Genomic DNA, 25,562 nt, shown 5'->3' with positions numbered 1-25,562 from the left:
CAGCCATCAATCATCAATCATCAGAGTGAAGCTATTCAGCCATTAGCGGTAAATAGCGGGTATCAAATTTTAGAATAATCAAATAGTAGAAATGGAAAAGAATCAGTTAGATCCGAGTAGTCAGCAATCAGCAATCAGCAATCAGTCATCACACGCTAAGCGTGTATTCATAGCAGGGCATAAGGGGATGGTGGGATCGGCGATTGCGAGGCAGTTGTTGGAAGCTGGTAATTGTGAGCTAGTGACGCGCACGCGTGCTGAGTTGGACCTTAGTTCACAAGCAGCAGTTGCAGAGTTTTTTGCAGAAGAGAAGATTGATCAAGTGTATCTAGCTGCCGCAAAGGTTGGTGGAATTCACGCGAACAATACATACCCGGCGGACTTCATTTATGAGAATTTGATGATGGAGTGTAATATTATCCATCAAGCCTACAAGTCAGGAGTGAAGCAATTGCTTTTCCTTGGTTCTAGTTGCATTTACCCAAAGCTTGCTGAACAACCGATGGTTGAAACGGCTCTTCTTGACGGCCATTTAGAGCCAACCAATGAGCCGTACGCTGTTGCTAAGATTGCGGGCATAAAGCTCTGTGAATCATATAATAGACAATATGGAGTGGATTACCGCAGTGTGATGCCGACAAATCTCTACGGAGAGAATGACAACTTCCACCCAGAGAACAGTCACGTAATCCCCGCGATGATGAGACGCTTCCATGAGGCAAAATTGAACGATGCCGCCAATGTTGTGGTGTGGGGATCAGGTACGCCGATGCGAGAATTTCTCTATGTAGACGACATGGCTGCAGCAAGTGTGCATGTGATGAATCTTTCTAAAGACGTCTACGACAAGCAGACGGATCCGATGATGTCGCATATTAACGTAGGTACAGGTGTGGATTGCACGATTCGCGAGCTCGCAGAGACGATGCAGCGAGTGGTCGGATTTGACGGTGAACTAGCCTTCGATGCGACTAAGCCAGACGGGACACCAAGGAAGCTCATGGATGTTAGCCGACTCAAGGACCTCGGCTGGCAATATTCCTTGAGCCTCGAACATGGCCTCGAGAAGACTTATCAATGGTTTTTAAGCAGTCAAGCGGAGCTGCGCTTGTGATTGCTGATAGCTGATAGCTGATAGCTGATTGCTGATAAGCTGATTCACGATGTCGGATTTAAGATTTAAGAGACATCATCCATCATCCATCATCCATCATCCATCATCCGCCATCTGTCATCTGTCATCTGTCATTAGCCATCCGGGAAGAGTTTCACGTTAGCTCTTTCGGAAGCTTGGTGACGATTTTTTTGATGTCGTCTGCTTTGTCGCGGTGGGCGACAAGGATGGAGTCGGCGGTTTGTACGACGATGAGGTCATCGACACCAAGCAGGGCGACTTGAGTGTTTTTTGACTCAGTAAAAACAATGTTGTTGCTACTATCGATTTCTACGAGTGGGCTGTTTGTCTTGTTATTGCTTTCTGTTGAATCGAGGTACTTGGAAACTGAGATCCATGATCCCACGTCGTCCCAGTCAAAATTGGCTTCGATGTTGAGCACGCTGGTAGCTTTCTCCATGAGAGCGTAGTCGATAGAAGTGGGTGTGAGCTTGTCAAATTTCTCAGCCACCGTCTTGTTGATATCGTCGGAGTTTTGAAGTTCAGAGATGAAGTTCGCCAATTCAGGGTTATGCGTGGTGAGCTCTTTGATGACTGTCGCAATTGACCAGATGAACATTCCGGCATTCCATGCGAAGTTCCCTTGCTCTAGGAATTGAGCCGCAAGCTCTGGAGCCGGCTTTTCTCGGAAACAGGTTACTTCGTGTGGGACGTTTTTGAGTCCACTAGGGGCAAGTGGGCTAACGCCACCGCGTTCTACGTATCCGAATGATGGGCACGGCCAAGTGGGTTTGATGCCGATCGTTACTAGTGAATTAGATTGTTGCGCTGTAGTGATAGCATCGGAAAGCACGCTGTGAAAGTTCTCGATGTCGCTGATTAATTGGTCGGCGGGGAGGATCACCATAGTTGCCTGTGGGTCACGGGCTGCAACCAGGCCGACACCTAGCGCTACGGCTGGCGCGGTGTCGCGTTTTGCTGGTTCAGCAAAAATATTCTCAGCGGGAAGTTCATGAGCAACCTCTCTGACTGCTTCAAGTTGAAGCTGGTTGGTGAGGATGAGGATGTTCTCCTTGGGGATTAGTCCTTCGAGCCTAGAAATGGTTTTGTTCAGTAAGGTGGTGTCGCCGAATAGGTCGAGGAGTTGTTTAGGCTTGGCGTCGCGCGAGAGTGGCCAGAAGCGTGTGCCGCTGCCGCCAGCGAGGATGAGTGCGAAGGTTTGTGACATGTCAGGAAGATGCACTTTTTAGAAAGTGGAGCAAGCTTGCTGAGTAGAAGTGTTCAGTTGGCAGAGTTCAGTGTTCGTTTTATGGGCCAGCTAGATGAAACGAGTTCTTGGCGCGGATTACGCTGATTTAACGGATTCCGTTGCAGTGGTTTGGAGTGCGTGTGGCTCGACACCGCTTTGCGGCTGGCTCGGCTTGACGAGCGCGGTGGGGTTGCATCGTTTCTAGCCCAGGCTACTCAGCTCCGCACCCCATGTGTCGAGCCACATCCATCCACCAGAGCGGTGTCGAGCACGCGCACTCCAGAACTAGGACGATGGAGCGGGGGGAATAAGGGGAAAGGGTAGAGGAGCCCTGCGGGCAGTCATGGGTCATGGGTCAATAGTCAAGGGGGCTAGCTAGATGAAACGGGCTCTACCACGAAAGATGTTAAAGGGCCGGCAGGATGAAACGAGTTTTTACCACGAATCACACCAATCGCACGAATGGGTTGTTGAGGGTTGCCCCTTAGTCGCTGCGCTCCAATTAATAATTAATAATTCTGGACCGTCTGAACACTGCCCCACTCCTCACTCCTCTCACTCCCCCCTCTCTCCTTTCTCCTTCTACCGCTTCATCGGACTGGCAACTTTAGCTTCTTTCGTCTTTTTCGCGGTAGAGAGATTTCATTATCCGAGCAAGATTCGTGGAATTGGTGTTATTCGTGGTAGAGTCGCTTTATATAGCAGGCCCTCTTCCATCTTCCATCTTCCATCTTCCCTCTTTAATTTTTAATCTAAAATCTTCCTCACGTATTACTTGAATGTTAGAGATTACAGGGGCAGGCTGATGGGTAGTTATGGCGAAACCCCTCCGAAAATTAAAAAAATGGTTGAGCTACTACGGGCGTGCCCTTTGGATCGCGTTGGTGGTGGTTGTTGTGCTTTGGGGGGCGGTTTATTACGCGCTCATGACCAATCAGAAGACCGAGCAAGTGGACTTCGGCGATGCGCGCCAGTCCGAGCTGGCGCAGGAGGTGTCTAATTTAGGTTTCGAGGGTGGTGTTGAGCTGTTGGATGAAGGTGAATTCGCCAAGGGGCGCGCAGTGATGCAGCGTTTGGCACCTTTGAATCTGGCATCAAAGACGCCGCAGGGAAATGCTAAGGCGCATTTGTGGATGGCTGAGGATTTATTGGCGGGTAAGGGGTTCGGCTTTTTAAGTGTCTATCCTTTGGATGCATCAGGGAGCAAGCATTTGGTGAGCCCGGTTTTGCTGGATAAAGGAAATTTGACAGCGCGCTGCCAACGTCATTTGGAGTCAGCGGTGGCGCTGGACCCAGCATTGGTAGATGCCACGGTTTTGTTGGCTGAGGTGTTGCTAGCGCAGAATCAACGGAATGCGGGAATAGCAGTGATCCACCAGAGTGTTGCAGAGGACTCTCAGATCGACCTGAGCATTCAGCTGGCGAACCTTTTGGCTTATGCGGGTGATAATTTAGGTCTAGAGGAATCGTGCTGGCACAAATTTGCGACTTTGGGGCGTGAGGTGACTGGCAGTAAGCGTGGTGACATAGGAGTGCGGATTGACTACATTCTCTACGCCATGGTGCTCGAGCAGGGCGATCTGGCCGAGTCGGCGGTCGGCAAGTTTGAGCGTGATTTTGGTGAGCAAAATGAAGGGCTAGTGAAGAGCTTGAAGTCGAGTCAATGGTATTTCAAGGCGATCGATTTGTTGGACGAGGAAAATTTTGAGGCGAGCCGAGCTTGTGAGTTTTTGCTCAAGGCGTACAGCCTCCAACCCGGGCGATCGGAGATTGTCGCGGCACTGAAGTTGTTGCTGGAGCGTTATCCAGAAGTGAAGGAGAGGGTGCAGCAAGGCATTGGCGAGGTGAGCCAGCAGCTGGAGGAAAGCAATCCACTGGCGGCAGCAGACCTGCATGTTTTTCTAGCTGCGCTCAATCCAGCCTCTGCGGAGGCGCATATGATACGGGCGCACGATCTCAATGCTGAGGATCCAAGTTTGGTGGCTGCCTGGGTTGGCTTTCAGTTGCAAGAGGATGGTCCAGATTTTTCTGAGCTTGAAGGCGCTTTGGTGCGCTTGATTGGCAACAAGAAATTAAGCCAAGCGGAGGATTATTCTTTGTTGTTTACTTTGGGGGAGGTGCGGGCGGCTGAGGGTCGTTGGTATGAAGCGCTGCAAGCCCTAGAGCAAGCGCTCGCGCTGAGTGATGGCCCGAACAAGGACTTGCATAAGATGTTAGGGTTGGCCTATGACGCGCTTGGCCAAAAGATTATCGCCGACGAGCACAGGGCTCTGGCGGCTCACTAAAAAAACCTAGAACTCCGATGCAGAAGAATAGAGCTATTTGGATACTGGGACTTTTGGTGCTAGTGCTCTTGGGGCCCCTGTTACAGGACCACCTAAGGATTCTTTGGGGCCGCCAGCATTACCAATGGTTTCCCTTGTTGTTGCTGGTTGTCGTGTCTTTATCGATCCGTCTGTGGAGCAAGGCGGAGCCGGCTGAGGATGGACCGAGCAGTCTGGCGCTGGGCTTGGGGCTGCTGGCCTGTATGTTTCTCACAGCGGTGGCTTATCTTTATTACACGGGCTGGGTGGCCACTGTGGCTGCGATTGGCGTTTTAGGCCTACTGGCTGCCAATCTCTCGGGAATCCGTCGGATGCCTGGTTTGTTTGCGGTCTGGGCATTGTTGTTTTTGCTGGTGCGACTACCGAATCAGATCGAGAAGCGCCTGCTCAATTTGTTTGAGAGCCTGAGCTCGAAGATTGCCTCGGTGGTTATTGACCAAAGTGGCACCTACCATGTGGTCCAGGGGCATTTGCTGGTGATTGATGGCTACGAAATAGAACTCGACAAAATCTGTAATGGATTTTTCTCGGTGGTGAGCATGGTGGCGGTAGTGTGTCTTTATGCTCTGTGGCGCAAGCGCCCGTGCTTTCATGTGGCTCTGCTGATCGGGAGTGCCTTTGCTGTGGCAACTGTGGTCAATGTGCTGCGGATTGCTACTGTGGGGATTGTCTACGGCACGGCTGGCTGGGATCTGATGGATTCGGGCTGGGTTTATGTGATGCTGGTGGCTTCTTTCGCATTCGGTTTACTGGCTCTGATGAGCTGTGATGCCTTGTACAGTTTCTTCCTGCAGCCTGTGGCGACCAAGGAAAAGAAGAAAGATGGTCGTGGCCTAGTGAAAGTCTGGAATGCGATTGTGGGATTTAGAATCTCGAAGGTTTTGGAGAGTTTGCGCAAGCCACATACGAGTGGCGCGAGCGCTGCGCGGCCAGTGCTGACGAGTGTGCTGGCTCTTAGCTTACTCTGCCTGACCGCTTTCGAGGCAAGCGTGCTGTATTATCGTTGGGGTTTTGGAAATTATCAAACCTACTTCATGCACGATAAGGAAAATCTAGCGATTATTGACCCCGCTGATGTGCAGTTTGCTCGGCCGGGCTGGAAATTGCTCGATGTGCAGACAGAGGAGCGTGAGATGTCGAGCCTTTGGGGGACGTATTCCTTTGTTTGGCGATTGGAGTACCATGACACGATGGTGATCATGGCGCTGGATTACCCCTTTAATAAGTGGCACGATGTGAAGGTTTGTTATTCCCAGCTTGGTTGGAAAACTGAGGCTGAGGGATTGTTGATGCCAGAGTCTTATAAGAATTGGGGGGCCTCTGAGACTGAGATGTCACTGCCGACAGGTGACTATGGGTTTATTCTTTGTAGTCATTGTAATCATAAGGGCAAGCCAGTGCAGCCGAAGCCGACCTCGCACCAATTTGATATGGTGATGTATTATCTGCACCCGAAGCAATGGACTGCCCCGTACGGGATATCAGTGGATAAGAACCAAAATACTTTTTATCAGACGCAGGTGATGGTGACGGCGGCATTCCCGCTAGATGAACCAACCAAGCAAGAAATCAGGGAGATGTATGGTGCGTTTAGGGAGCAAGCGCGAGCATTGATTGAGAAGAAAAGTGGAGAATGAATAATCCTTACCAATCCTCGACAATGCGGCGGATGAAGCACCGCAATCGCCTGCTCTATCTACTGGTGAGTCCCTTTCTGTGGCCTCAATGGTTGCTGTGTCAGCTGAGCCGGTTGCTCAAAAATCACACTATGGGTGTGAGAGTTGAGGAATTCTTCTTCACGCTTTCTAAACCGCTGAGGGCTGTGGCAGGCTTCTTTAACTCTTGGTCGGCGAGTCGTCCATGGAAACAACTGTGGTTTGCTTCGCCGGTGTTGATTGTGGCATTGATTGGCTTCACTGTGTTTTTTATCAATGCGAACCGTAACCGTGGTCGCGCCTATGGTGGATATTATCAGGGGGCGTTGAAGGCGATGGGTGAGGGGGATTATAAGAAGGCGGACTCGCTGTTTTCTAAGCTGATCCACCACCCGTCCTACAAGGATAACGACCAAGTGTTGTTTAGAGCGTTGATCGCTGCGAGCGCCAATGGCAATGTGACGCGGGCGAGAGCATTGCGAGAAAAACTGATTGTCGAGCGCGAGTATGAGCCGGCAAAACGCTGGGTGGCATCGAATTCAATCCAAAGAGGGGCAATGCGGCCAGAGGAGGCTGAGACCTTAGTCGTGATGGCGCGCAATATGGTGGAGCAGGCCCCAGATGGCAACTATGCTAGTTATTGGCGCCTGACACTGGCGCGCATTTTGATGTCGCAATCAAAAGCTGCAGCGGCTCTTGAGGTGCTGGAGGCTGAGGATGGATTGGCGCCTGAGGGCCGGTTGCTATTAGCGCAGGTTCACGCGGCTGCTGGTGATGCCGAGAAGGCAAAGCAAGTGCTGCGAGATTTGGTGGCATTTCTAGACCTAGAGGATCCACATGATGCACAATATATCAGGGAGCGTGTGGAAGGCATGGTGATGCTTTCAGGTCTCACTGAGAATCTGGAGGGTGGACGGGCTTTGCTGGAGCGGACCTTGGTTGCTATCGAGCGCAAACGTAAGTTGTCTTCGGATCGTAGAGTATACGATGCTTGGGCTGGGGAAGTGCGCATTCGCTTGTTCAAGGTGTTGCTACGCATGAACAACCCGGAGTCCCGACTTCTGGCGTTTGAGCACTTTGACAATGCTATCGCAGCTACAACGCCGCCTTACCGTGCGGGTGAAATGCTCAATGGGCTAGTGGATGTGGCTTCGGGCTATTCCTTGCTTTCTGGGCAGATGCAGGAAGTGCTGGTGAAGGCTGGCGGCAGTGGTGCCCACTTGGCGATGGCGATGGATGCCTGGGTCGGTGGCGATAAGGTGAAAGCTAAGCTGCATGTGGGACTCTCTAATTCCGTGAGCCCATCCTCGCTCATAGTTCTGCGCTCCGCAGCTACTGCCTCGGCTAAAGGTGGTTCGGCAGATCAGCTGGACTTTAATATTTTCCAAGGTGATAATAAATCAAGCTACCAAAAGTCTTTGGATCTACTCGACCTGATCGTGGAGGTGGATTTTAAACAGTCGATTAATGTTGCATTTGATAAGTGCTACATATATTCGCTGAGAAAGAATTGGCGAGGGATCATTGATTTGATGCAGCCTCATCTGAGTGAATTAGATGGGCAACAACTGCTCCAAGCCTACGACTGGTTGGTGCGAGCGCACACCCAGTTAGACGAAAAAAAGGCAGCTGCGGCTTACCAGCGAATCATGCTGGATGAAGCGAGAAAGCTCCGAGAGAACTAATATAATGGAAAATAGTACGAAGCGAAACCTCGAGAAGACCTCCTCGCTTAGCGGTTCGATCTTCGCTGTCACTGGTGAGGAAGTCGAAGAACGGACCCACTGGAAGCGTAAGTTGGTGATCCGTCTTTACCCTTTGGTTTTGTTGTTGACTGATATTTTTCTGGTCAGTGCGATCTTTGCTCTGACGATTTACCTCCACTCAGGTGTGGATTTTCCTCACTCGATCAGTCGCCGAGTACTTTTCGCAATCATGTTGCCGAGTATCATCGGCGTGTATATGATTGGTGGCTATAATTATGCGACAGATAAGCGGCAAGCGCGGTTTGTGTCAGAGCATATTATTGCTTCGATTGGTGTTGCTGTGGTCGTTTTCTGTCTTATTTACTCGATCGTTTCCTACGGAGTTAACCTCAAATCGCCACGATTGGTGGTGGGTGAGGCCTTGGTGCTTTTTCCCGCGGTTTCTATCTTCTACCGGTACTTTCTTTCCCGCGTTCAGGCGAGATATGAGCGTGGTAATGCGGTGTGTATCATCGGCGCAGGGAGAAGAGGGAGAGATCTCTACACGCGCCTGGTAAAGCGGGGCGGGGGGCATGAGTTCATTGTGGTGACTTTCAGGCCAGAGCTGGTGGGAACGCGTTTGATTGCTGGCGACTCGACCTCGCCCTTGGTGGAAGCGATCGAGAATGTGACATTCCAGTCGTCGATCCGAGGCAAGTATGTGGAGCAATATGTGGTGGCCACCGAGGTGGAGCGTATCCCTGAGGAATTTAGCCGTAGAATGGTCTCAGCCTTGTTTCTCGGCCATAAGATTGCGACCTACGAGACTTACTTAGCGAACACGCTGCGGATCGAGCCACCAAGTCAGTTGACGATGAACTGGCCGATGATGGATGGATTTCGACTCAACCGAAGTGTCAGCTACGACCGAGCAAAGCGCTTGATTGATATCGCGGCTGCCTTGCTTGGTTTCGTGTTTGCCTCGCCGTTGTTGATCGCTACTGCGATTGCGGTAAAGTTGACCAGCGCTGGGCCGATTATCTTTAGCCAAGTGCGCACGGGCCACCGTGAAAAGCCCTTCATGATTTTTAAATTTCGTTCGATGCGGGTGGGCTCAGAAAAAGGCGCAAAATACACCAGCGTGAATGATGATCGGTTGACGTCTATCGGGGCATTTATCCGCAAGACGCGGCTCGATGAGATGCCACAGCTCTGGAATGTCTTGATCGGCGACCTCAGCCTGATTGGTCCGCGCGCCGAGTGGGTGGACCTAGTGAAGGGCTACGAGGAGCGCTTTCCGTTCTACCACTTTCGCCATGCGGTGAAACCTGGAATCACTGGCTGGGCTCAGGTCAATTATTCCTACGGCGCGAATGACGAGGATACCCTAGAAAAGCTCAACTACGACCTCTACTATGTCCGGCGCTATTCTTTATCTCTAGACGTAGCAATCGTGGTGAAAACTTGCTATATGATACTCTTTGGCAAAGGAATGTAGTCGCTGCGCTCCAATTAAGAATTCCGTTGCAGTGATCTTTACCGCGAAAATGGGGAAAGTGTGGAGAAAGGAGAAAGGAGAAAGTGTTCAGATAGCAGTGTTCAGACGGTTCAGAATTATTAATTACTCATTGCTAATTATTCATTGGAGCGAAGCGACTCCCCATTCGTGCGATTGGTGTTATTCGTGGTAAGAACTCGTTTCATTGTCCCGGATCTGGACTGCTGCGGCTCGACTCAGCTCTGTGGCAGGCTCGGCTTGACGAGCGCGGTGGGGATTCATCTGAACACTTCAGATCTCCTACTACCTACCTATCTACAACCAAATAGGCCAGCTTCGGTTGCTTTTGCTTGAGTTGCTCGGCGAGGCTGCAGCAATCGCGTAGGAGGGTGAAGTCTTGGAACTCGAAACCTGGAGCCACACTGCAGCCTACCAGCGTAGAGTCTCCTAATGGCTCAGCCGCCTGCCAATGGTGGGCGGGGACCACATGGCAATATTGGTTTGCCGCTTCTGAGAGTTCAATGACCTCCACCTGATCACTTTCGCCATCCCATTGATAGAGCTTCAGCCCTTCGCCTTTATAGAGGTTCCAGACCTCTTCGCTGCTGACCTTATGGAAGGCGCTGACTTCTCCGTGATCTAGTTGAAAATAGATGTGGGTGAGCGCGCTTCGTCTTCCTAAATTCTGGCTATCGACCGAATGGATCGATCTGAAAACTTCCCGAAATTTTCCGCCTTCAGGGTGCGGTTCCAGTTGAGTGGGTTGCATGTTGTTAGAATTTAGCGTCAGCCTTATTTGCTTTCTTTTTCTTCGAGCTGACCTTGGAACAGCGGGAAGCTCTTGGCTGTGCGTTTTTTGACTGGGTCATTAGTGACAACTAGGTTGGTTCCAGGAGTGATGATGCCCTGCAGTAAGTATTGAAAGCGCTGATCAAGTTTAAACCATTCATCGAGAGTTTCAGCGTGATGTGCCTTTCTGCCACTTACCTGAGTCCAAGAAGAGGTTGTGGTTTTGTCCTTTGCATCGACTTTCCAGCCACTGAATACGAAAGCTGAAGAGCCTTTAACGTGTTTGGAGAAGAGGCTCGTCTTGACTGGGCACTCGCCGATGGTAATGCCACTGCGAATCAGATAGAGCTTTTTGTCAGGCTTGCTAAAGATCATGGATGTTGGCCCAGATGGGGAGAGTTCAGGTTGCCAGCTGAACTTACTCGTTGTGCCATTTTGAAATTGCACTTTGTGACCATGCGAGACATGCACATCTGGCTCCTCATCTGTAACCACTACGGTTGTTCCGTTATGAGTGATTCCAAAGAGCTTCTTTGAAAAATCATAAGGGAGGTGGATGCAGCCGTGTGATGACGGGTGACCAGGGACTGCACCCGCGTGTAGGGCTACTCCATCCCAAGTAAGTCGCTCGGAGTAGGGCATTGACGCATTGCCGTAAGTTTTAGAGTGATGGTTCTTATCCTTGTTTAAAATGTGGAAAACTCCTGTGGGTGTTTCGTGGCCTTTGAAGCCAGTGCTTACCTCCGAGCTACCGATCCTGATCCCATTGCGGTAGACTGCGGCGGTTTGGCTCTTCAGACTGACTGTGACAAGGACGGGGCCATTTTTTGAAAGCTCTGGGTTCCATGTGAATGCGTCAGGATTGTGCTGACGGTCATCAGCATGGAGCATGCCTGAGGAAAGTACTGTAGCTGCAGTTAGAGCTACTGTGATGCGGAGGGCTTGGAATGTGTTCATGTCGTGTAGCAAGATAGTAAGCGCACCAATGCATAGCAAGGCCCGTTGTTCTTGAGTACTCGGAGCTCATTTCATCCACTGAGGGATATGAAAAAAGCCGGGAAGTGGAGCTTGCCGGCTTTGCCCTTAAATTTACTCAATAATACGTGAGGCTAATAACTCGCGCTGGTAGATGAGTTCTTTCGGGATCGAGTGGTGGAGCTTGAGGAAGAGCTCGCCTTGGCTGAGTACTTCTTGCTCCCATTCTTCGGGGCTGATTTTCATCACCTTGTTGAAGGTGTCTTCATCGAATCCATCGAGCCCATCGAGATCCATGTCCTCGAATTGTGGGACCCAGCCGATGGCGGTTTCGTGGCCGCGAGCTCGGCCTTTGCAGCGGTTGACGACCCACTCTAACACCCGCATGTTTTCGCCAAATCCAGGCCAGAGGAAGTTGCCATCCTCATCGAGCCTAAACCAATTGACATGAAACATCTTCGGGAGTTTGTCGATTTTTTTACTCATCTGGATCCAGTGGCGGAAGTAGTTGCCCATGTTGTAGCCGCAGAAGGGGAGCATGGCCATTGGGTCGCGCCGGACATTGCCAATAGCGCCCGCCGCCGCCGCAGTGGTCTCGGAACCCATTGTGGCGCCGATGTAAACTCCGTGGACCCAGTTGAATCCTTGGTAAACGAGGGGCATAGTCGTCTTCCTCCTGCCTCCGAAGATGATCGCTGAGATGGGTACACCCTCAGGGTTTTGCCAGTTAGGATCGATTGTTGGACATTGCTCGGCTGGTGCGGTGAAGCGTGCGTTAGGGTGCGCTGCCTTGACGCCATTTTCACCATCGGCAGGGGTCCAGTCGTTGCCTTGCCAGTCGATGAGGTGCGCTGGAACTTCACCGTCGATACCTTCCCACCAGACATCGCCGTCGTCGGTGAGAGCGACGTTAGTGAAGATGCAGTTCTCCTTCATTGAGTCCATGGCATTTGGGTTCGAGTCGTAAGATGTGCCCGGAGCCACGCCAAAGTAGCCGGTCTCTGGGTTGATTGCGTGAAGTTGACCATCCTCGTGCGGCCAAAGCCACGCGATGTCGTCACCTACGATAGTCGTCTTCCAGCCCGCTTTGCGGTACTTCTCAGGCGGAACTAGCATTGAAAGATTTGTTTTGCCACAGGCTGACGGGAAAGCTCCCGTCACATAGGTTTTCTCGCCCTCGGGTGACTCCAAACCTAAGATCAACATGTGCTCGGCCATCCAGTCGTGTTCGCGTGCGATGTTAGAGGCTATTCTGAGGGCTAGGCATTTCTTGCCTAACAAGGCGTTTCCGCCGTAGCCAGAGCCGTAGGAGGCAATTTCGCGCGAGCGTACAAAGTGAACGATGTATTTGTCGTCATTACACGGCCACGGGACATCTTTTTGTCCTTCTTCCAATGGTGCACCTACTGAGTGGAGGCAGGGGATGAAAAATCCTGGCTTGGTCCGGCGCGATTCGATTTCACCGAATGCTTCTTTTTCTAAACGGTCTAACACATGAGCACCCATGTGAGTCATGATGCGCATGTTGAGTACTGCGTAGGCGGAGTCGGTGACCTGTACCCCAATTTTAGCTAGCGGTGAATCTAGAGGTCCCATGCAGAACGGCACTACATACATCGTCCTGCCTTTCATCGATCCCTTGAATTTCTCGAGAATCGTTTTCTTCATTACAGCATCTTCACACCAGTTGTTAGTAGGCCCAGCTTGGTCCTTACGTTTGGTGGAGATGAAGGTGCGTTCCTCGACTCGTGCCACATCGGATGGGGCCGAACGGGCGAGGTAGCTATTGGGACGCTTCTCTGGGTTGAGGCGAATGAGAGTGCCTTTTTCTACCAGCTCATCCGAGAGTTGGTTCCATTCACCTTGCGATCCGTCGCACCAATGAACATCTTTAGGTTCGCAGAGGGCGATCATTTTGTTGACCCATTTGGTCAACGCACGGTGGCGGGTGGGTTGCTCTGTTGTCATCACCTATCAAGAAAACAAGGATAAGGTTAGATGGCAATCTAAACTCGCAGCTGAGCTAGTTTATTTGGCCATTAGAGTGAAATTGTCACAAGATTTTGATTATTCGATCTTAAATGTGTTAACGGAGAGGGGGGCTATGTCACGCATAGCCTTAGTTTTAGGCTCCTCATCCCTCTTCACAGTCGTCAGATTTTGGAGAGGTTTGGTTCCAGGGCATTTTTGCTAGGAGCAAGCCCATGCCGCAGAATCCAGTGGCCCCAGCCAGAAATAGACCAGCACTTGTTCCTACGATTACCCATGCCCAGGCTGGATTGATTAAAAGGGCCAAGAGCGCAGCAGTCATATTGATGATGCTTACTGTTAGGTGTACTTGACGAATCAATGGGAGCCCACTCGGCGTGCTACGGACTACGGGTTGTCCATCTTTTTCCCAGCCATGTAGGGAACCTTCAAGGCACGCTACTTCATGCCCCGATGCGGCGATTTGTTTTGCTGCTTTCTGAGCGCGAGCACCGGATAGGCAACTCACGAGAAGTTTCTTGCCTTGTGCTTGAAATCCAAGCTTAGCCACATTGAGTGAGTCTAATGGGTGGAGATGGGCTCCTTCAATATGCGCTTCACTGAACTCAGATGCAGTTCGTACATCTACTAAGTAAAAAGCATTGCGGTCAGCGAGGTATTCTTTAACAGGAATTGTGGTCATGGCTCAGTGTTGTTGATTTTTAGATTAAACTATATCGCGATACTGAAATATTCAAAAGATAAAGTCAGTTATGGAAGAATCCTTTTAGAGAGTTTAGATGGCTGACTGAGAGGTTGGATGTTCGATTTTAGTTCCTAAAACCCAAGGAAGGTCATGAGCTTGGAGTTGAGATGACGGTTTTTTCCACGGTAGGGAAAACAATGAATGTGGATCGCTGGATTGAAGTTCATCTCGATGATCGAGTAATTCTCCGCCGAAGCGGGGATGTCGATATCTGGGATGATCATATCGAGACCTGTGATTTCAGCGGCCACAGCCTTGGCTGCTAGGCTGGCTATGCGCTTGTAGCTAGGGTGGACTTCGTCGGTGAAGTCTATGCTGTCGCCGCCGGTGCTGATGTTCGAGTTCTCTCTGAGGTAGATGGTCTCGTCTTCACTAGGAATGTCGTCAACTGTGAGGTCTTGGGTTTCGAGAAAGAGGCATTCGGCTTGACCAAGTTCAATTTTCTCCAGCGGGGTGACGTAGCCTTTGCCTCGCAGTGGGTCTTGATTCTTCAGTGCTACTAGCTCGGCGATGGTGAGAGCTCCATCGCCGCAGACGTTGGCCGGGACGCGGTGGAGGATGCCTTCGACTGCGCCATTGATGAGGAAGAAGCGAAACTCTCTGCCTTCGACAAAGGGCTCGACCAACACACTCGTGTCCTCGGCGAATGCCATGTCGATCGCTTGGTCGTAATGTTGTTGGTTTTCGTTTTGTTTGAGAATGCTGATGCCTAGTCCGAAGTTAGTCGACTTTGGCTTCACCACGATTGGCTTTGCCTGATACCTGAAGTAATCGGCTTTGGCGTGGGCTGCATCTGTGTAGTGGCCGCCGAGTGGGACAGTTAGGTTGGCTGCGTGGAGCACCTTCTTGGTGACGAGTTTATTCTCCATCATCAGGATGGTCGCATAGTTGTCCTTCGAGGTTTTGGTGGCCTGTTGGATGTATTCGGTATGACCGTCTTTCTCAAATTGGACGAAGTTCTCATCACGGTCTAGCAGGTTGAATCTGATGCCTCGAAGGACAGCTTCACGCAACATAAGTTGGGTCGAAAGCTCGAGGTCTTCGAGTCCGTTGAACCGGAATGTTTGTTCGGAGCTCACTTGTTGGAAGGCCTTTGCTTGTGTGAGGTTGTATTCGATGAAGCCTTCGCTGTGGATACCTTTGCGTGATTGCTCAAGCGGCGAGAGTTCGGGGGAGTCGAGTTGATTTTGGAAGTAGCGCACAGCTTCACTATAGCTATCGTTTCCAGCTGGGACGAGGGCGCTTATTTCTGATAGGAAGTTGCTGACCTCTTTCTTTGAACTATGCGGGAAGGCCACGCCATCGACGCCTACTATCTTGCTGTCAAATCCGCAGCAGGCACAATGGTACTGATTCTGAGTGGCTATCTTCTGTTGCTCGGAATCAAATGGCTTAGGCTCATCTTGTGTCATTGCCCAGAGCATATAGAGGTGGAGCAGATGGAGGCTCTCTGGGCGGATTCCTACTTTGGTAGTAGGGTCTAAATCTAACATGCGCATTTCCAGGTGAGTGATCTCGCCAGTCTGCAGGTGAGTTTTGATCCGGATCGGGCTATAGAGTTCTTTTTCGTGGATTAGCTTTCCAGCATCGACTAAGTCGCGAACTAATCTGTGAAAGCTAGACCAGTCGGTGTAATCGAGCACGAAGTCTTCATTGTTCTTGTAGCCACAAATGCTTGCTCTAACGGATACAGTTTTTTGTCCGCAGCAGGTATTGGGAGTGACTTGAGGTAGGTCAGGACACATCGTGATATAGCTTTTATCTGCGGCGGGAGAATTTCCTAACAAGGCGATCATCATCCAACGATGGCGCATCATGTTTCGCAGTGCTTTCATGTAGAGCTGCGAGCGAAAAACTCCGAGGCTATGTTCTGAAGCAGATGAGTCGAAGAGCTTTTCGATCAAGGTTTCCGACAGGCTGATGTTGACATGGACGCCGGAGATCATCTGCTTCTTCCTACCGTAAGTTTGAGCAAGAAATCTGCGGTATTCAGTCAGAGCCCGATGCTCGCTAGTAAACTGCGCGAGCGGTATTTGTGAACCATCTTCGGGCAATGCTGGAGGCATGCTCTGTGGCCAGAGTAATTCGTCGGCTAAATTCTCGGTAACGATATCGTGGATCGTTTCCATAAACCCGAGGGCTTCATCCATGCTGCCGACGGGAGGGGTGATCATCTCTAGCTGGCTCTCAGAGAAGTCGACAGTCACATAGGGGTTGGCTAATTTGTCGCCGAATACTGCGGGGTGCGGGCTGAGCGCCAGCTTACCTGATCGATCCACTCTGATGTGCTCTTTCTCCAATCCAAATTTCCCCTTAAAGAGCCATGCTCGGCTGGATGGAACCGTGAGAGCGTCGCGAAACTGCATGGCACAGGTTCAACCCAAATCCCAAGAAATTCAATGTTTTCTTCTGTTGGATAGAGTAGCCCCTAACTATTTAACCCTCAGCGTAATGGTTCACCAGAATTGACGTGGAAGTGTAAGTGCTTGGAGTCTTGGTATTCGCCGAGGTTAGTTAGGACGCGGCAGGAGCCGTGCTCTTGTTCCACCTGAGCTGCGACTAGTCTGACTACTTCGAGAACCTTGTGGACTAGCTCGATGGGGTGGCCATCCAGCTGAGTGAGCGAGGGAATATGAGCCTTCGGGATGACGACAATATGCACTGGCCAAGACGGGCGAGTGTGATGGAAGGCGAGAACGTCAGCATTCTCGTGTACCTTTTCGATGGGAGTTTTGCCGCTGAGGGCTTCGTCATAGTAGAAATCGTTGCTCATAATGGAATGCGGCAACCTACAATCGAATGATTGTTAGTTGAAGATGAATCGTGTTTCAGTTGCTAGTTATGGGGGAATTGAGTACAGCTTCTTGCGCGCATGATAGCATTTGTAGAAGGTACTGGATCTGGGGCTTGTGAGGGCTTGGCTGATGAAATTCACGGGATATTTTCCGCGGATGGCTTGCTGTCGAAATCACCAGATTTTGCGTATCGCGCCGAGCAGCAAGAGATGGCTGTGGAGGTCGCTTCTGCGCTGGAGCAGGCGAATGTGCTCACTGTCGAGGCTGGTACTGGAGTGGGAAAGTCATTGGCCTACTTGATTCCCGCGGTGAAGTTTGCCGTGCAGAGTGGTAAAAAAGCGGTAATTTCCACCCACACCATCAACCTGCAAGAGCAACTCACCGACAAAGATATCCCGATTGTGCGAAAGCTTTTAGGAATAGATTTTACCGCGGTTTTGCTGAAAGGGCGCCAAAATTACGTTTGCCCATTGCGCTTGCGCATTGCGATGGATTCTAAAGGTGACCTATTCACTTCAAGTGAGGTGGACGAGCTCAAGCAAGTCTGGGACTGGGCTGAGGGGACTACGAATGGGACACTGAGTGAACTCGATTTCCGTCCGTCCCCTAAAGTTTGGAGCCAAGTTTGTAGCGAGGCGCACATTTGCACTCCGCGGAGCTGTGGGACGCGCGGCAATTGTTTTTACCAAAAAGCGCGCAAGCGGGTGGAGAAGGCGAATGTTGTCGTCGTGAATCACACACTTTTCTTTTCGTTGTTAGATTCAGCTGCAGACGATCGCGATGAGCGGGATATGGGCTACATTTTCCCTAATGATTTCGTGATTTTTGATGAGGCCCACACACTGGAGGATGTCGCGGCGAACCAGCTCGGTCTGCGCTTGAGTCAATCGGGACTCCGTTTCGATGTGTCGAGGCTGTACAACCCGCGCAACAAGAAAGGCCTGCTGAAACAACTACGCTGTGGCGAGGGGATTCAAGCGGCTGAAGAATTACTAGAGCGTTCACAAGACTTCTTCGATGAACTCCAAGAGAGTGTCCAGTTCGGTCAATACTCGAAGGAATCGAGAGTGCGCGAAGCTGATATTGTGGATAACACTCTAGCCGAACCGCTGCGCAAGTTGTGGGATAAAGTCGAGGATGAAGCTGAGAAGTTAGAGAAAGAATCGTCAGCCCGCAAGGAGCTGATGGATGGTGCCCGCCGACTGCGCGAGGTGCATGGGACTTTACGCCTTTTCCTCGATCAAACCGACGAGGAAAGCGTCTATTGGATCGAAAAATCTGGACGCGATGGAGATGTGCTGAGCTTGCGTTCAGCTCCTATCAACGTTGCTGATAGACTGCGTGAGCTGATGTTTGGTAAGGGACGGACCTGTATTTTAACCAGTGCCACTCTGAGTGCCGGTGAGGAAGATATGAGCTACTTCCGCCGCCGAGTGGGAGCCGAGCATGCCAAGGCTGTGCAGATTGGTAGTCCGTTTGATTACAAAAAACAAATGGAGATCTACGTCATGCAGGCGATGCCCGACCCCGGGACTCCTACCTACGAAGAGGCTTTGGTGCACTGGATTGGGCGAGTTTTAAAATACACTGAGGGCAAGGCCTTCGTGCTATTTACCAGCTACAAGGTGATGCGCAATGTGGCGGATGCCATGAAAGACTATTTTGAAGAAATGGACTGGCGACTGTTAGTCCAAGGTGACGGAACTCCACGGCACAAGATGGTGGAGATCTTTCGCGAAGACATCCACAGCGTGCTTTTTGGCACGGCTAGCTTTTGGGCCGGCGTCGATGTGCCGGGTGAGTCGCTGAGCAATGTGATTGTCACCCGCTTACCATTCTCGGTGCCAGACCACCCAGTGGTGCAGTCAAAAATAGAATCGATCGAGGCTGAGGGCGGCAACCCGTTCATGGAATATTCCGTGCCCGAGGCGGTGATCAAACTTCGCCAAGGCGTAGGCCGCTTGATCCGCTCAGAAAAGGATAAGGGGATTGTCGTGATCCTCGACAACCGCGTGGTCACCAAGCGCTACGGCAAAATGTTCCTCAAAGCACTCCCCGACGCGCCAGTGAAAATTGTGAAGCATTAGGCCGGCGGAGCCGGTAGAGTTTAGAGTTTAGAGTTATTTTGAGCTTGAAATCAGAAGCTGTAGATTTGTTGGAAGTCTAGAAAATTTGAGCGACCGAGACGGGCGCGTTACGTAGTGAGACCGTCTCGGTCGCCTTGAGTTGATCGCCGAAGGCCTGATTCTCTGTCTGTTGGGTGAGCTGAAGTTCGCTGGTGAGGTCTGAGCGCCGTGAGTCAGCAGCTTCGCTGGAATTATTTTGAGCGACCGGGACGGTCGCGTTACGTGGGAAGAGCGTCACATTGTGCACATAGTGTGTGTCTAATCCTACACGACTTTCAGGCCTTCGATATTTGCCAGTGTCAAAAGTCTTAAGGTCCAAAGTCCAGTGAGATCGCGTGGGCGCGATTGCTGGGTTCCCAAAGTCACCAGACTTTGCTAGCTTGACCTTAGACTTTCAGACCTTCGACACTCTCTCCTCTATGAGACAGGCTAATTGAGTTAAATAAGTATCTGTTGGAGTAGATTTTATCGAATCTACAAACTATTCAAAAGTGATGATGATTCCTTTGGGTTTCCAGTAGGCGGTTAGGCTTTTTTGCAGAGCTTCAGCTTTCTGACTTGTGAGAATGGCTGGGTAGGGGGCAGAGCTATTTTTACGTTAGCCACTACTGCTGGGACGGATTCGGCAGTTTTTGCGAACTCGCGGACTTTGTTTAGGTCGAGATTTTTATCCGAAATGAAGCGGAAGTTACGCGACTCATAGAGGAAGGGTGGCGAGTCGGTCTGGGTGGCAACGACCTTTGGGAGCGAAGTCCGATTTTTGAGGTGCTTAGGCCAAGGTTTCTCTTCAGACTGTGCGAGTAAGGAGGTGGTTAGAGCGCAGAGGATGAGTAGGGGAAGTATTTGGCTATACCATTTTACCCGCTGAGCCGGAAGTGTTTTGCGTTCGGTTTTCCGTGTTCCGTTAGGCGGGATTCTTAGTCGTTTCATTGGGTCGGATCGGAAAACGGAATGCGGCCAACGGAACACTTTAAAACCGTTTGGAAGCGCGGATTGCTTGGCTGAGCAAGCTGGCGGGCCACTGGCCAGGTGCGGTTTCCTTGACTCCAAGATAACCGTAATTCAGTAAGGAACCAAGCTGGGAATAGAGGACACGAGAAACTGGAGCAAGCGATCCCATACCCATCAGTGAAGTGGCGATCGGCTGGCCTTCTTGAAGTAAACTAGCGCAGCGATACATGTCTTCCACGCTGTTATGATGGACGGCAATTTTTACCATGTCGGCACCGAGGTCGATGGCTTGGCGGATCTTGGAGCGCAGGAAATCTGTGTCGGGGGTCTTTTTGAAATCGTGGAAGGAGGCGACGATGAGAGCTCCGTTGGTGCGGGCTTGATCAGCGGCGCTTTCCATTTCCTCTAGGTTGGCTAGCTCGATGTCGACGAAGGTGGCGAGTGGTGAGAGTCCACCGATGAGTTGGCATCGTTGCTCGGTGGTGAGAGCTGCGAGCCCGCCCTCTGAGGTGCAGCGCGCGGTGATGAGCGTTTGCAGCTGGCTCGATTTGAGTTTGATCAACAGATCGCGAACCTGTTGCAGGTTCTTGAGTAACCCGTCGAGACGGAACTCTACGATTTCGCATTCATCCGCCGAGAATGGGTAATCGAGAAGGCTAGCATCGGCGATGGAGCCGACGGTCATAGGGCCTTGTGGCATGCTCGGGTGGCTGCGGTTCATACTCATGCGGCAGATGCTGCACTGAGAGGGTCAAAGATTCAACAGAGATTTCTGCTGAATTGACGAGGGTCGCTACGCTCGATTTAAGAATGCAGATTGAATCAGCCGTGCGATTTGCTAAAATTAGTGCGATTCGTGTTTAACGTCGCTTCATTGTCCTCGCCCTTTCGGAACTTTCGTCTATTTCGCGGTAGGAACTTTATGTTAGCCGATGAAGTTTAGCAGTGCTGGCTGGATGTTTTTTAAGAGGCCGCTGAAGAAGTCTGAGAAAATAAGGACAGCGGCAAGTAAGAGGAAAAGAATACCGGTTAGCAACTTCACGGTCGCTGTGTGCTTCTTCTGGAAGTCGATCAGCGCATTGGATTTCATGCCGCCCATCGCTAGAGCGAAGATGATGACTAGAGGCAGGATGAAGGCTAGGTTGTAGAGCACCAGCATGTAGGTCGCATCGGCGGCACCTTGATTGATCTTGTAGATGATCGGCGCGTAGACTTGGCCAGTACAGGCTAGCTCGAGAAAGGAGATTGCTATGCCTGAGAAGAAGGCTGCAATGACAAAGCGTGATGACTTAGCTCCCTTACGGATGACGCCTTTGATGCGTTTTTTGAGGAAGTTAGGCAGCTGTAGCGTCATGTCGTCGAGGCGACCTTGGCGTGCTTTCCAGTAGTCCTTTAGCGACAGCACAGCTACTAGCAGAGCAAAGCCCGCGAACACGTAGTTGAGAGCGTTTTTCAGCCACAGGTAGCTGCTATTTTCGGTGAGCTTAGCGATGATTTCATTGAAGACCAATCCTACTGAGAGATAGGAGATGAAAATCGCTAGGATAAATGCCGAGCCAACCATGAAGATTTCTTTAGACGAGCGCTTGGCGACTCCGAGGTAGGAGAGGAAGAAAATGATGGTGGCAAAGGCGCAAGGGTTGATGCCGTCTAACAAACCTCCGGCGATGACGATGGGGAGAGTGAGTGAGTCGTAGCGGGCGTCGACGCGCTCTTCTGCAGCAGCGATCAGCTCAGGACTAGAGATCTGGAACCAAGTCTCATCCTGCGGGCTAGCCATGGTTTTTTCTAGAAGCTCTCCAAGCTTGATCGCCGAAATTGGAGGGGTGACATAGCCTTGAGATGTGAAGATAGAGGGAGTCTTTCCTATGGCATTAGACGGGAGACTGAATTTGTTAGATAGGTGGTCGTTGAGAAGTATGCCATCGTTCGAGCTCATCGAGACGTGTTGAATTTCTAGTAATGGGAAATCCGCTTTGAGGTCTTCGATGACTTCGAGAGCTTTGGCACATTGCTTGCAGCCTTCTTTTTCGAAAAGACGGCGACGAGTTTATTGCGGTCGATTGGTTGTTCTACTTTTTCGACTTCGATGTGTTGGGGTGCATCACTAACTTGAGTGGTTTGAGCTAAATTCTTGAATGAATGGAATGCCTCATTTTCATTCGAGTCAGACTTGAAGTGCTCTAGGATTTTTTTGTGATAGCGGACATTGATTCTTTTGAAATCGATGTAAGCGAGCAGCGGGCGCATCCCTGTGCCCATTTTTTTAAAGTTGCTTTCTACATAGCTGGAGAGCCTGCGTGTTGCTTGGGTTTCTTTGGGGGTTTTACTGAGGAGTGCGATGAATAGAGGAAGGTTGATATCGCGAGAATGAGTCAGTAGGCTAAAGTTAGCTTCGAATTGGTTGACGACAGAGCTGTCCGTTTCAGCAATCACTCGTAGTGCGTCTTCGAGCTCTTGAGTGATACGCCGACGGCTTCTTGAGGATGAATAGCTATTGTCTGAAGTGGATTCTGAGTCGCTAAAATAGATCTTCCAGTTTGTGCGTTCTTTGCTCGATACCTCAGCGAGGATTGCTCTGACGTGCGGGCTAGAGTCCTTGGTGATAGAGACTAGTTGCTCTGGGGTGGTGGATGATTTTTTACTAGCGATGGAATACCAGGCTGCGCGCCGGACCCATGGGTTCGTGGACTTGGTGAATTGTTCGATTTCTTGTGAGTCTCTAACACGCATTGCTTTCCCGTGGATTGTGAGAGCCAGTATTTTGACTTTATCAGAGGCTGTTGGGCTAGCAAATTGCTCGCTCGCCCACTGTTGCATGATCGACGCTGCACCAGATTTTCTAAGGGCCGAAAAGAACGGGTACTGGATGATTTCTGAGGGTTTGAGCAATGTGTCTTCACGGGCGACGTGACCTAAGGCCAGTTTGATGAGTTTGAGGTTCTTCTTATTGGTGAAGGCATTGCGAGCCGCTTCCTTGCGGATGTGGTCAGCTGGATCTTCCAGAAGAACATCAAAGATGGGGAGAGTTTCAGCGGAGCTAGGAGAATAGAGTGAGTCAGCGAGAGAGGACCTTTTGCTGACAGGCATTTCGGCAATGTTCTCGCTGATAAGTTTTAGCCCCCTTGGGTCACCCGCTTTCGTTAGAATGAGGCTTATCTGAAATGTTCGCTTATTGTTGCCGGGCTCGTTAGCTAGATTTGTTAGAGTTGTGAGTAGGGTGCTTAACCCACCAATCGAATCGGTTTTTACAGTGGGGAGAGCTGGGGTGAGAGGCTTGCCGTCCGGCATTAGAAAGGCCTTGTAGAGGGGATCAAGAACAGAGCTGGTAGTGCGTGAAGTGTGGGTGGGAAGAAAGAGTCTTGGGTCCGTAATTTTTAAGCGTGGTAGATCGATGCTGGTGAGAATCGCTTGAATTTTTGCTTCAGAACCAGATTTGAGAGAGTCGGTGAGGGTGTTGGTGACGAAGTCGAATTTCAGCTTATCGTCATCGTTTGCTAGAATACGGAGAGCCGCACATGAGATGTCAGTATCTGAGTGCTGAGCATAGCCCGCGACAACAGTGAGGATCGGCTTCTTGTCATCTGTGAATGCTGCGAGTGCTGAAATGATGGTGTCGGGATCTCTCGACTTTAGATGAGCCAGCAGGTCAGCTGGAATAGACTTTGAAAGGTCAAGGATCGCTGGTGTAAGGGCTCCAATAAGCTCGTCATTGGTGAAGAAGAGTTTCTTTAGCGTTGGTAGCCCGTCAGTAAGTTTGATGGCTACAGCTGCTTGAATACAGTGGGAGCGCACGAATTCGTCATCGTCTTCCTTGAGGAGTTTCAGCAAGTTCGGGCCTGCGGCTTTGAGCTGAAGCTTGGTGACGTGGTTGATGGCGGCCACTCTCACTCGCCACCTTGAGTCATGGAGGTAGGGCAGAACTGGTGAGTCGGAGTTTAGATTTTTTTTGTTAGATGAGCTAAAGGGGGAGTGGGAAGAATTATTAGCTATCAATTTTGTGAGAGCTTGGATTGATCCAACCACGATGTCTTCATCTTCATGAGTGAGAAGCCTGGTCGCGATAGCTATAGACTGTGGGTTGTTGATTTCTTTGATGTTTTTAAGAACAACGTAGAGGACGTTGACATCTTGTTCATTTTTAAGGTCCTCGACGACGAGTGAGAGAACCTGTGCGCCACCAACACTGAGGAGTGCGTCCATAGCCGTTTCTCTAGTGAGAGCATCTTGTTCACCAATGAAGTCGCGGATGATGGGGATAGCTATAAGGCCCAGTTTTTTGAGTTGGCTGAGGGCTGTGAGTTGTTGGTCTCGGTTCCCTTTGACCAAATCTCTGGCAAGCCCTGCGGCTTTAGAGCGATTCGCCTTGATAAGGACGAGTTCGTATTGAGCTTGTTTCAGCTTTAGTTGCTTAACTTCAGGGAGTTCTGGGTGATCGATTAGGAATGACTGGAGAGCTGCGACTGCATGGAAGTTGTTGGTTTCTAACATGCGCAGGGCTCTCTGGACTCGATTTCTGTCGTCTGAGAGAAGTTGCTGGATATAGTTTTGGAGTTGTTCTTCAGAGAGTTTTACCGAGCTACTTTCTATTTTAGAGTCTGAGTCAGCCCACTGTTTCCAACGCTGAAGAGCGAGTTGGGTGGATTCGTTTTTCGCTGGCTCGTCCCATGGGTTGAAACCAAAGTCTTCAGCAGCAGCATTTTCTAGCAGCTCTAGGCTGCCAATCCTTACGATGAGTTGCTGGTGGCTGAGTAGATTGACGAGGTTTTTGCGAGGGAATGGCTGGGCTTTTGCAATGGCTTTTTCAATGATCGATCGGGCTTGAGGAGTTGAAAGTGCGTGTGTAGCTTTGATCAAATCAGATTCGGATGGAGAACCAGACTCTAGACTTTGGATTAAATCAGCTTGAGCCCACGTATTGAGTGAGAGGGCGAGGCTAAATACTAGCGTGATGGACAAAAAGAACCGATGCATCTATTAAGAAACGAAGTAGGTGTTAGATCTAAGATATATACTTAGTGAAGGATCGCGTAGGCGAGGATGTTTGCGTTGACTCGGACCGAGTTATTTATTTCGTTACCGCCGCAACAACAACAACCTTCAGTGTTGGAGGTGTCATTGAGTCCATCTGATGAGTAGACGACGACGAGCTTTCCATTGTGTGTGACGCCTTTGAGAGTTGCTGATCCGCCGTGACTGAGTCCCATTTCTTTTACGTTAAAAACTGTCTTGAAGAGTGCGTGATCGAAGCCAATTTCTTTGAGTGCGCTCTTGCCAAAAATCCGCTTAATTTCACGTTCAAATGCTGTAGCCCAGGCGGTGTTAGAGCAACCTGGGGAGGCGAGTAAGAACCCTCCATTTTCGAGATACTTTTTGAGGTTTTCACGTTCGTCTTTAGTCAGCGAATAGTCTTGTTCACCCGTCATGATGACAAAGGGGAATTTGAAGAGTTCATCAGAGGAGAGTTTTACTTGTTTGAATCTTCTTTCCGTAGAGATGCTGGTTTTTTGCTGAACAGTGGTTAGAAACTCATCGCTGAAACAACGTGATGTTTTGGTGCCAGCATAGATGAGGTTGCCGCACTGGACGGCTCCTTCTTTGGCGACTGCTATGCTGCAAAGGAATATTGCGCAGAGGTAGCTTGGTAGTTTTGTTTTCATGGGGATT

General features: G+C 50.5%; 19 protein-coding genes. 6 read left to right on the top strand and 13 right to left on the bottom strand.

Going from position 1 to position 25,562, the window contains the following annotated elements:
• Nucleotides 1-91: 91 nt before the first annotated feature.
• Nucleotides 92-1,114 (top strand): GDP-L-fucose synthase, encoded by a 1,023-nt coding sequence (fcl, locus tag BSZ32_RS05730; RefSeq protein ID WP_105042546.1) that lies wholly within the window; start codon nt 92-94, stop codon nt 1,112-1,114.
• Between the two features lie 154 nt (nt 1,115-1,268).
• Here fcl and BSZ32_RS05725 read toward each other — a convergent pair whose 3' ends face one another.
• Complete coding sequence (locus BSZ32_RS05725; RefSeq protein WP_105042545.1) at nt 1,269-2,342, bottom strand: mannose-1-phosphate guanylyltransferase; 1,074 nt, start codon at nt 2,340-2,342, stop codon at nt 1,269-1,271.
• An 836-nt stretch (nt 2,343-3,178) separates the two neighbouring features.
• Here BSZ32_RS05725 and BSZ32_RS05720 point away from each other — a divergent pair.
• Genes BSZ32_RS05720 through BSZ32_RS05705 form a run of 4 tightly spaced genes read left to right on the top strand, consistent with a single transcriptional unit; the run spans nt 3,179 to nt 9,525 of the window.
• Nucleotides 3,179-4,648 (top strand): tetratricopeptide repeat protein, encoded by a 1,470-nt coding sequence (locus BSZ32_RS05720; protein ID WP_105042544.1) that lies wholly within the window; start codon nt 3,179-3,181, stop codon nt 4,646-4,648.
• Between the two features lie 17 nt (nt 4,649-4,665).
• Nucleotides 4,666-6,324: an exosortase U gene (xrtU, locus tag BSZ32_RS05715; protein WP_105042543.1), complete on the top strand. Its 1,659-nt coding sequence runs from the start codon at nt 4,666-4,668 to the stop codon at nt 6,322-6,324.
• Nucleotides 6,321-8,027, top strand: a complete 1,707-nt coding sequence (locus BSZ32_RS05710; protein WP_129589612.1) for a tetratricopeptide repeat protein — start codon at nt 6,321-6,323, stop codon at nt 8,025-8,027. Before xrtU ends, BSZ32_RS05710 begins: the two co-directional genes overlap by 4 nt.
• A gap of 4 nt (nt 8,028-8,031) precedes the next feature.
• A complete protein-coding gene (locus BSZ32_RS05705; protein ID WP_165788668.1) occupies nt 8,032-9,525 on the top strand; it encodes a sugar transferase in 1,494 nt (497 codons plus the stop codon).
• Nucleotides 9,526-9,832: 307 nt separating this feature from the next.
• On the opposite strand, the gene BSZ32_RS05700 is transcribed toward BSZ32_RS05705, so the two are convergent.
• From BSZ32_RS05700 to BSZ32_RS05675, 6 genes are all read right to left on the bottom strand, one after another.
• Nucleotides 9,833-10,294 (bottom strand): cupin domain-containing protein, encoded by a 462-nt coding sequence (locus BSZ32_RS05700; RefSeq protein ID WP_105042540.1) that lies wholly within the window; start codon nt 10,292-10,294, stop codon nt 9,833-9,835.
• A gap of 23 nt (nt 10,295-10,317) precedes the next feature.
• On the bottom strand, nt 10,318-11,310 hold the full coding sequence (locus tag BSZ32_RS05695; protein WP_276308407.1) for a L,D-transpeptidase family protein: 993 nt from the start codon (nt 11,308-11,310) through the stop codon (nt 10,318-10,320).
• 93 nt (nt 11,311-11,403) lie between these two features.
• Nucleotides 11,404-13,257 (bottom strand): phosphoenolpyruvate carboxykinase (GTP), encoded by a 1,854-nt coding sequence (locus BSZ32_RS05690; RefSeq protein ID WP_105042538.1) that lies wholly within the window; start codon nt 13,255-13,257, stop codon nt 11,404-11,406.
• 166 nt (nt 13,258-13,423) lie between these two features.
• The gene (locus tag BSZ32_RS05685; RefSeq protein WP_105042537.1) at nt 13,424-13,960 is read right to left on the bottom strand and encodes a rhodanese-like domain-containing protein; all 537 of its coding nucleotides are present in this window, start codon (nt 13,958-13,960) and stop codon (nt 13,424-13,426) included.
• A gap of 134 nt (nt 13,961-14,094) precedes the next feature.
• Nucleotides 14,095-16,389, bottom strand: a complete 2,295-nt coding sequence (gene gshAB / locus BSZ32_RS05680) for a bifunctional glutamate--cysteine ligase GshA/glutathione synthetase GshB (RefSeq protein ID WP_105042536.1) — start codon at nt 16,387-16,389, stop codon at nt 14,095-14,097.
• 77 nt (nt 16,390-16,466) lie between these two features.
• Entirely contained in the window at nt 16,467-16,796 is a 330-nt protein-coding gene (locus BSZ32_RS05675; protein ID WP_105042535.1) for an HIT domain-containing protein, read from the bottom strand.
• Nucleotides 16,797-16,895: 99 nt separating this feature from the next.
• On the opposite strand from BSZ32_RS05675, the gene BSZ32_RS05670 reads away from it, so the two are divergent.
• Entirely contained in the window at nt 16,896-18,905 is a 2,010-nt protein-coding gene (locus BSZ32_RS05670) for an ATP-dependent DNA helicase (RefSeq protein WP_105042534.1), read from the top strand.
• Between the two features lie 76 nt (nt 18,906-18,981).
• On the opposite strand, the gene BSZ32_RS05665 is transcribed toward BSZ32_RS05670, so the two are convergent.
• The 6 genes from BSZ32_RS05665 to BSZ32_RS05640 form a co-directional block, all read right to left on the bottom strand.
• Nucleotides 18,982-19,263: a hypothetical protein gene (locus BSZ32_RS05665; protein ID WP_129589611.1), complete on the bottom strand. Its 282-nt coding sequence runs from the start codon at nt 19,261-19,263 to the stop codon at nt 18,982-18,984.
• Between the two features lie 206 nt (nt 19,264-19,469).
• Nucleotides 19,470-19,874 carry a hypothetical protein gene (locus BSZ32_RS05660; RefSeq protein ID WP_105042532.1) on the bottom strand — a complete coding sequence of 135 codons (405 nt, stop codon included), beginning with the start codon at nt 19,872-19,874 and terminating at the stop codon, nt 19,470-19,472.
• Nucleotides 19,875-19,914: 40 nt separating this feature from the next.
• Complete coding sequence (locus BSZ32_RS05655) at nt 19,915-20,622, bottom strand: type I 3-dehydroquinate dehydratase (RefSeq protein WP_105042531.1); 708 nt, start codon at nt 20,620-20,622, stop codon at nt 19,915-19,917.
• A gap of 198 nt (nt 20,623-20,820) precedes the next feature.
• Nucleotides 20,821-21,834: a cytochrome c biogenesis CcdA family protein gene (locus BSZ32_RS05650; protein ID WP_105042530.1), complete on the bottom strand. Its 1,014-nt coding sequence runs from the start codon at nt 21,832-21,834 to the stop codon at nt 20,821-20,823.
• Between the two features lie 17 nt (nt 21,835-21,851).
• A complete protein-coding gene (locus BSZ32_RS05645; protein ID WP_165788665.1) occupies nt 21,852-24,752 on the bottom strand; it encodes a HEAT repeat domain-containing protein in 2,901 nt (966 codons plus the stop codon).
• Nucleotides 24,753-24,910: 158 nt separating this feature from the next.
• A complete protein-coding gene (locus BSZ32_RS05640) occupies nt 24,911-25,555 on the bottom strand; it encodes a DUF4159 domain-containing protein (protein ID WP_105042528.1) in 645 nt (214 codons plus the stop codon).
• Nucleotides 25,556-25,562 lie beyond the last annotated feature (7 nt).

It is taken from the genome of Rubritalea profundi (genome assembly GCF_002954445.1).
Taxonomy (GTDB): domain Bacteria; phylum Verrucomicrobiota; class Verrucomicrobiia; order Verrucomicrobiales; family Akkermansiaceae; genus Rubritalea; species Rubritalea profundi.
The sequence above is the reverse complement of the archived record's forward strand: the minus strand, read 5'-3'. Positions and strand labels throughout refer to the sequence as shown.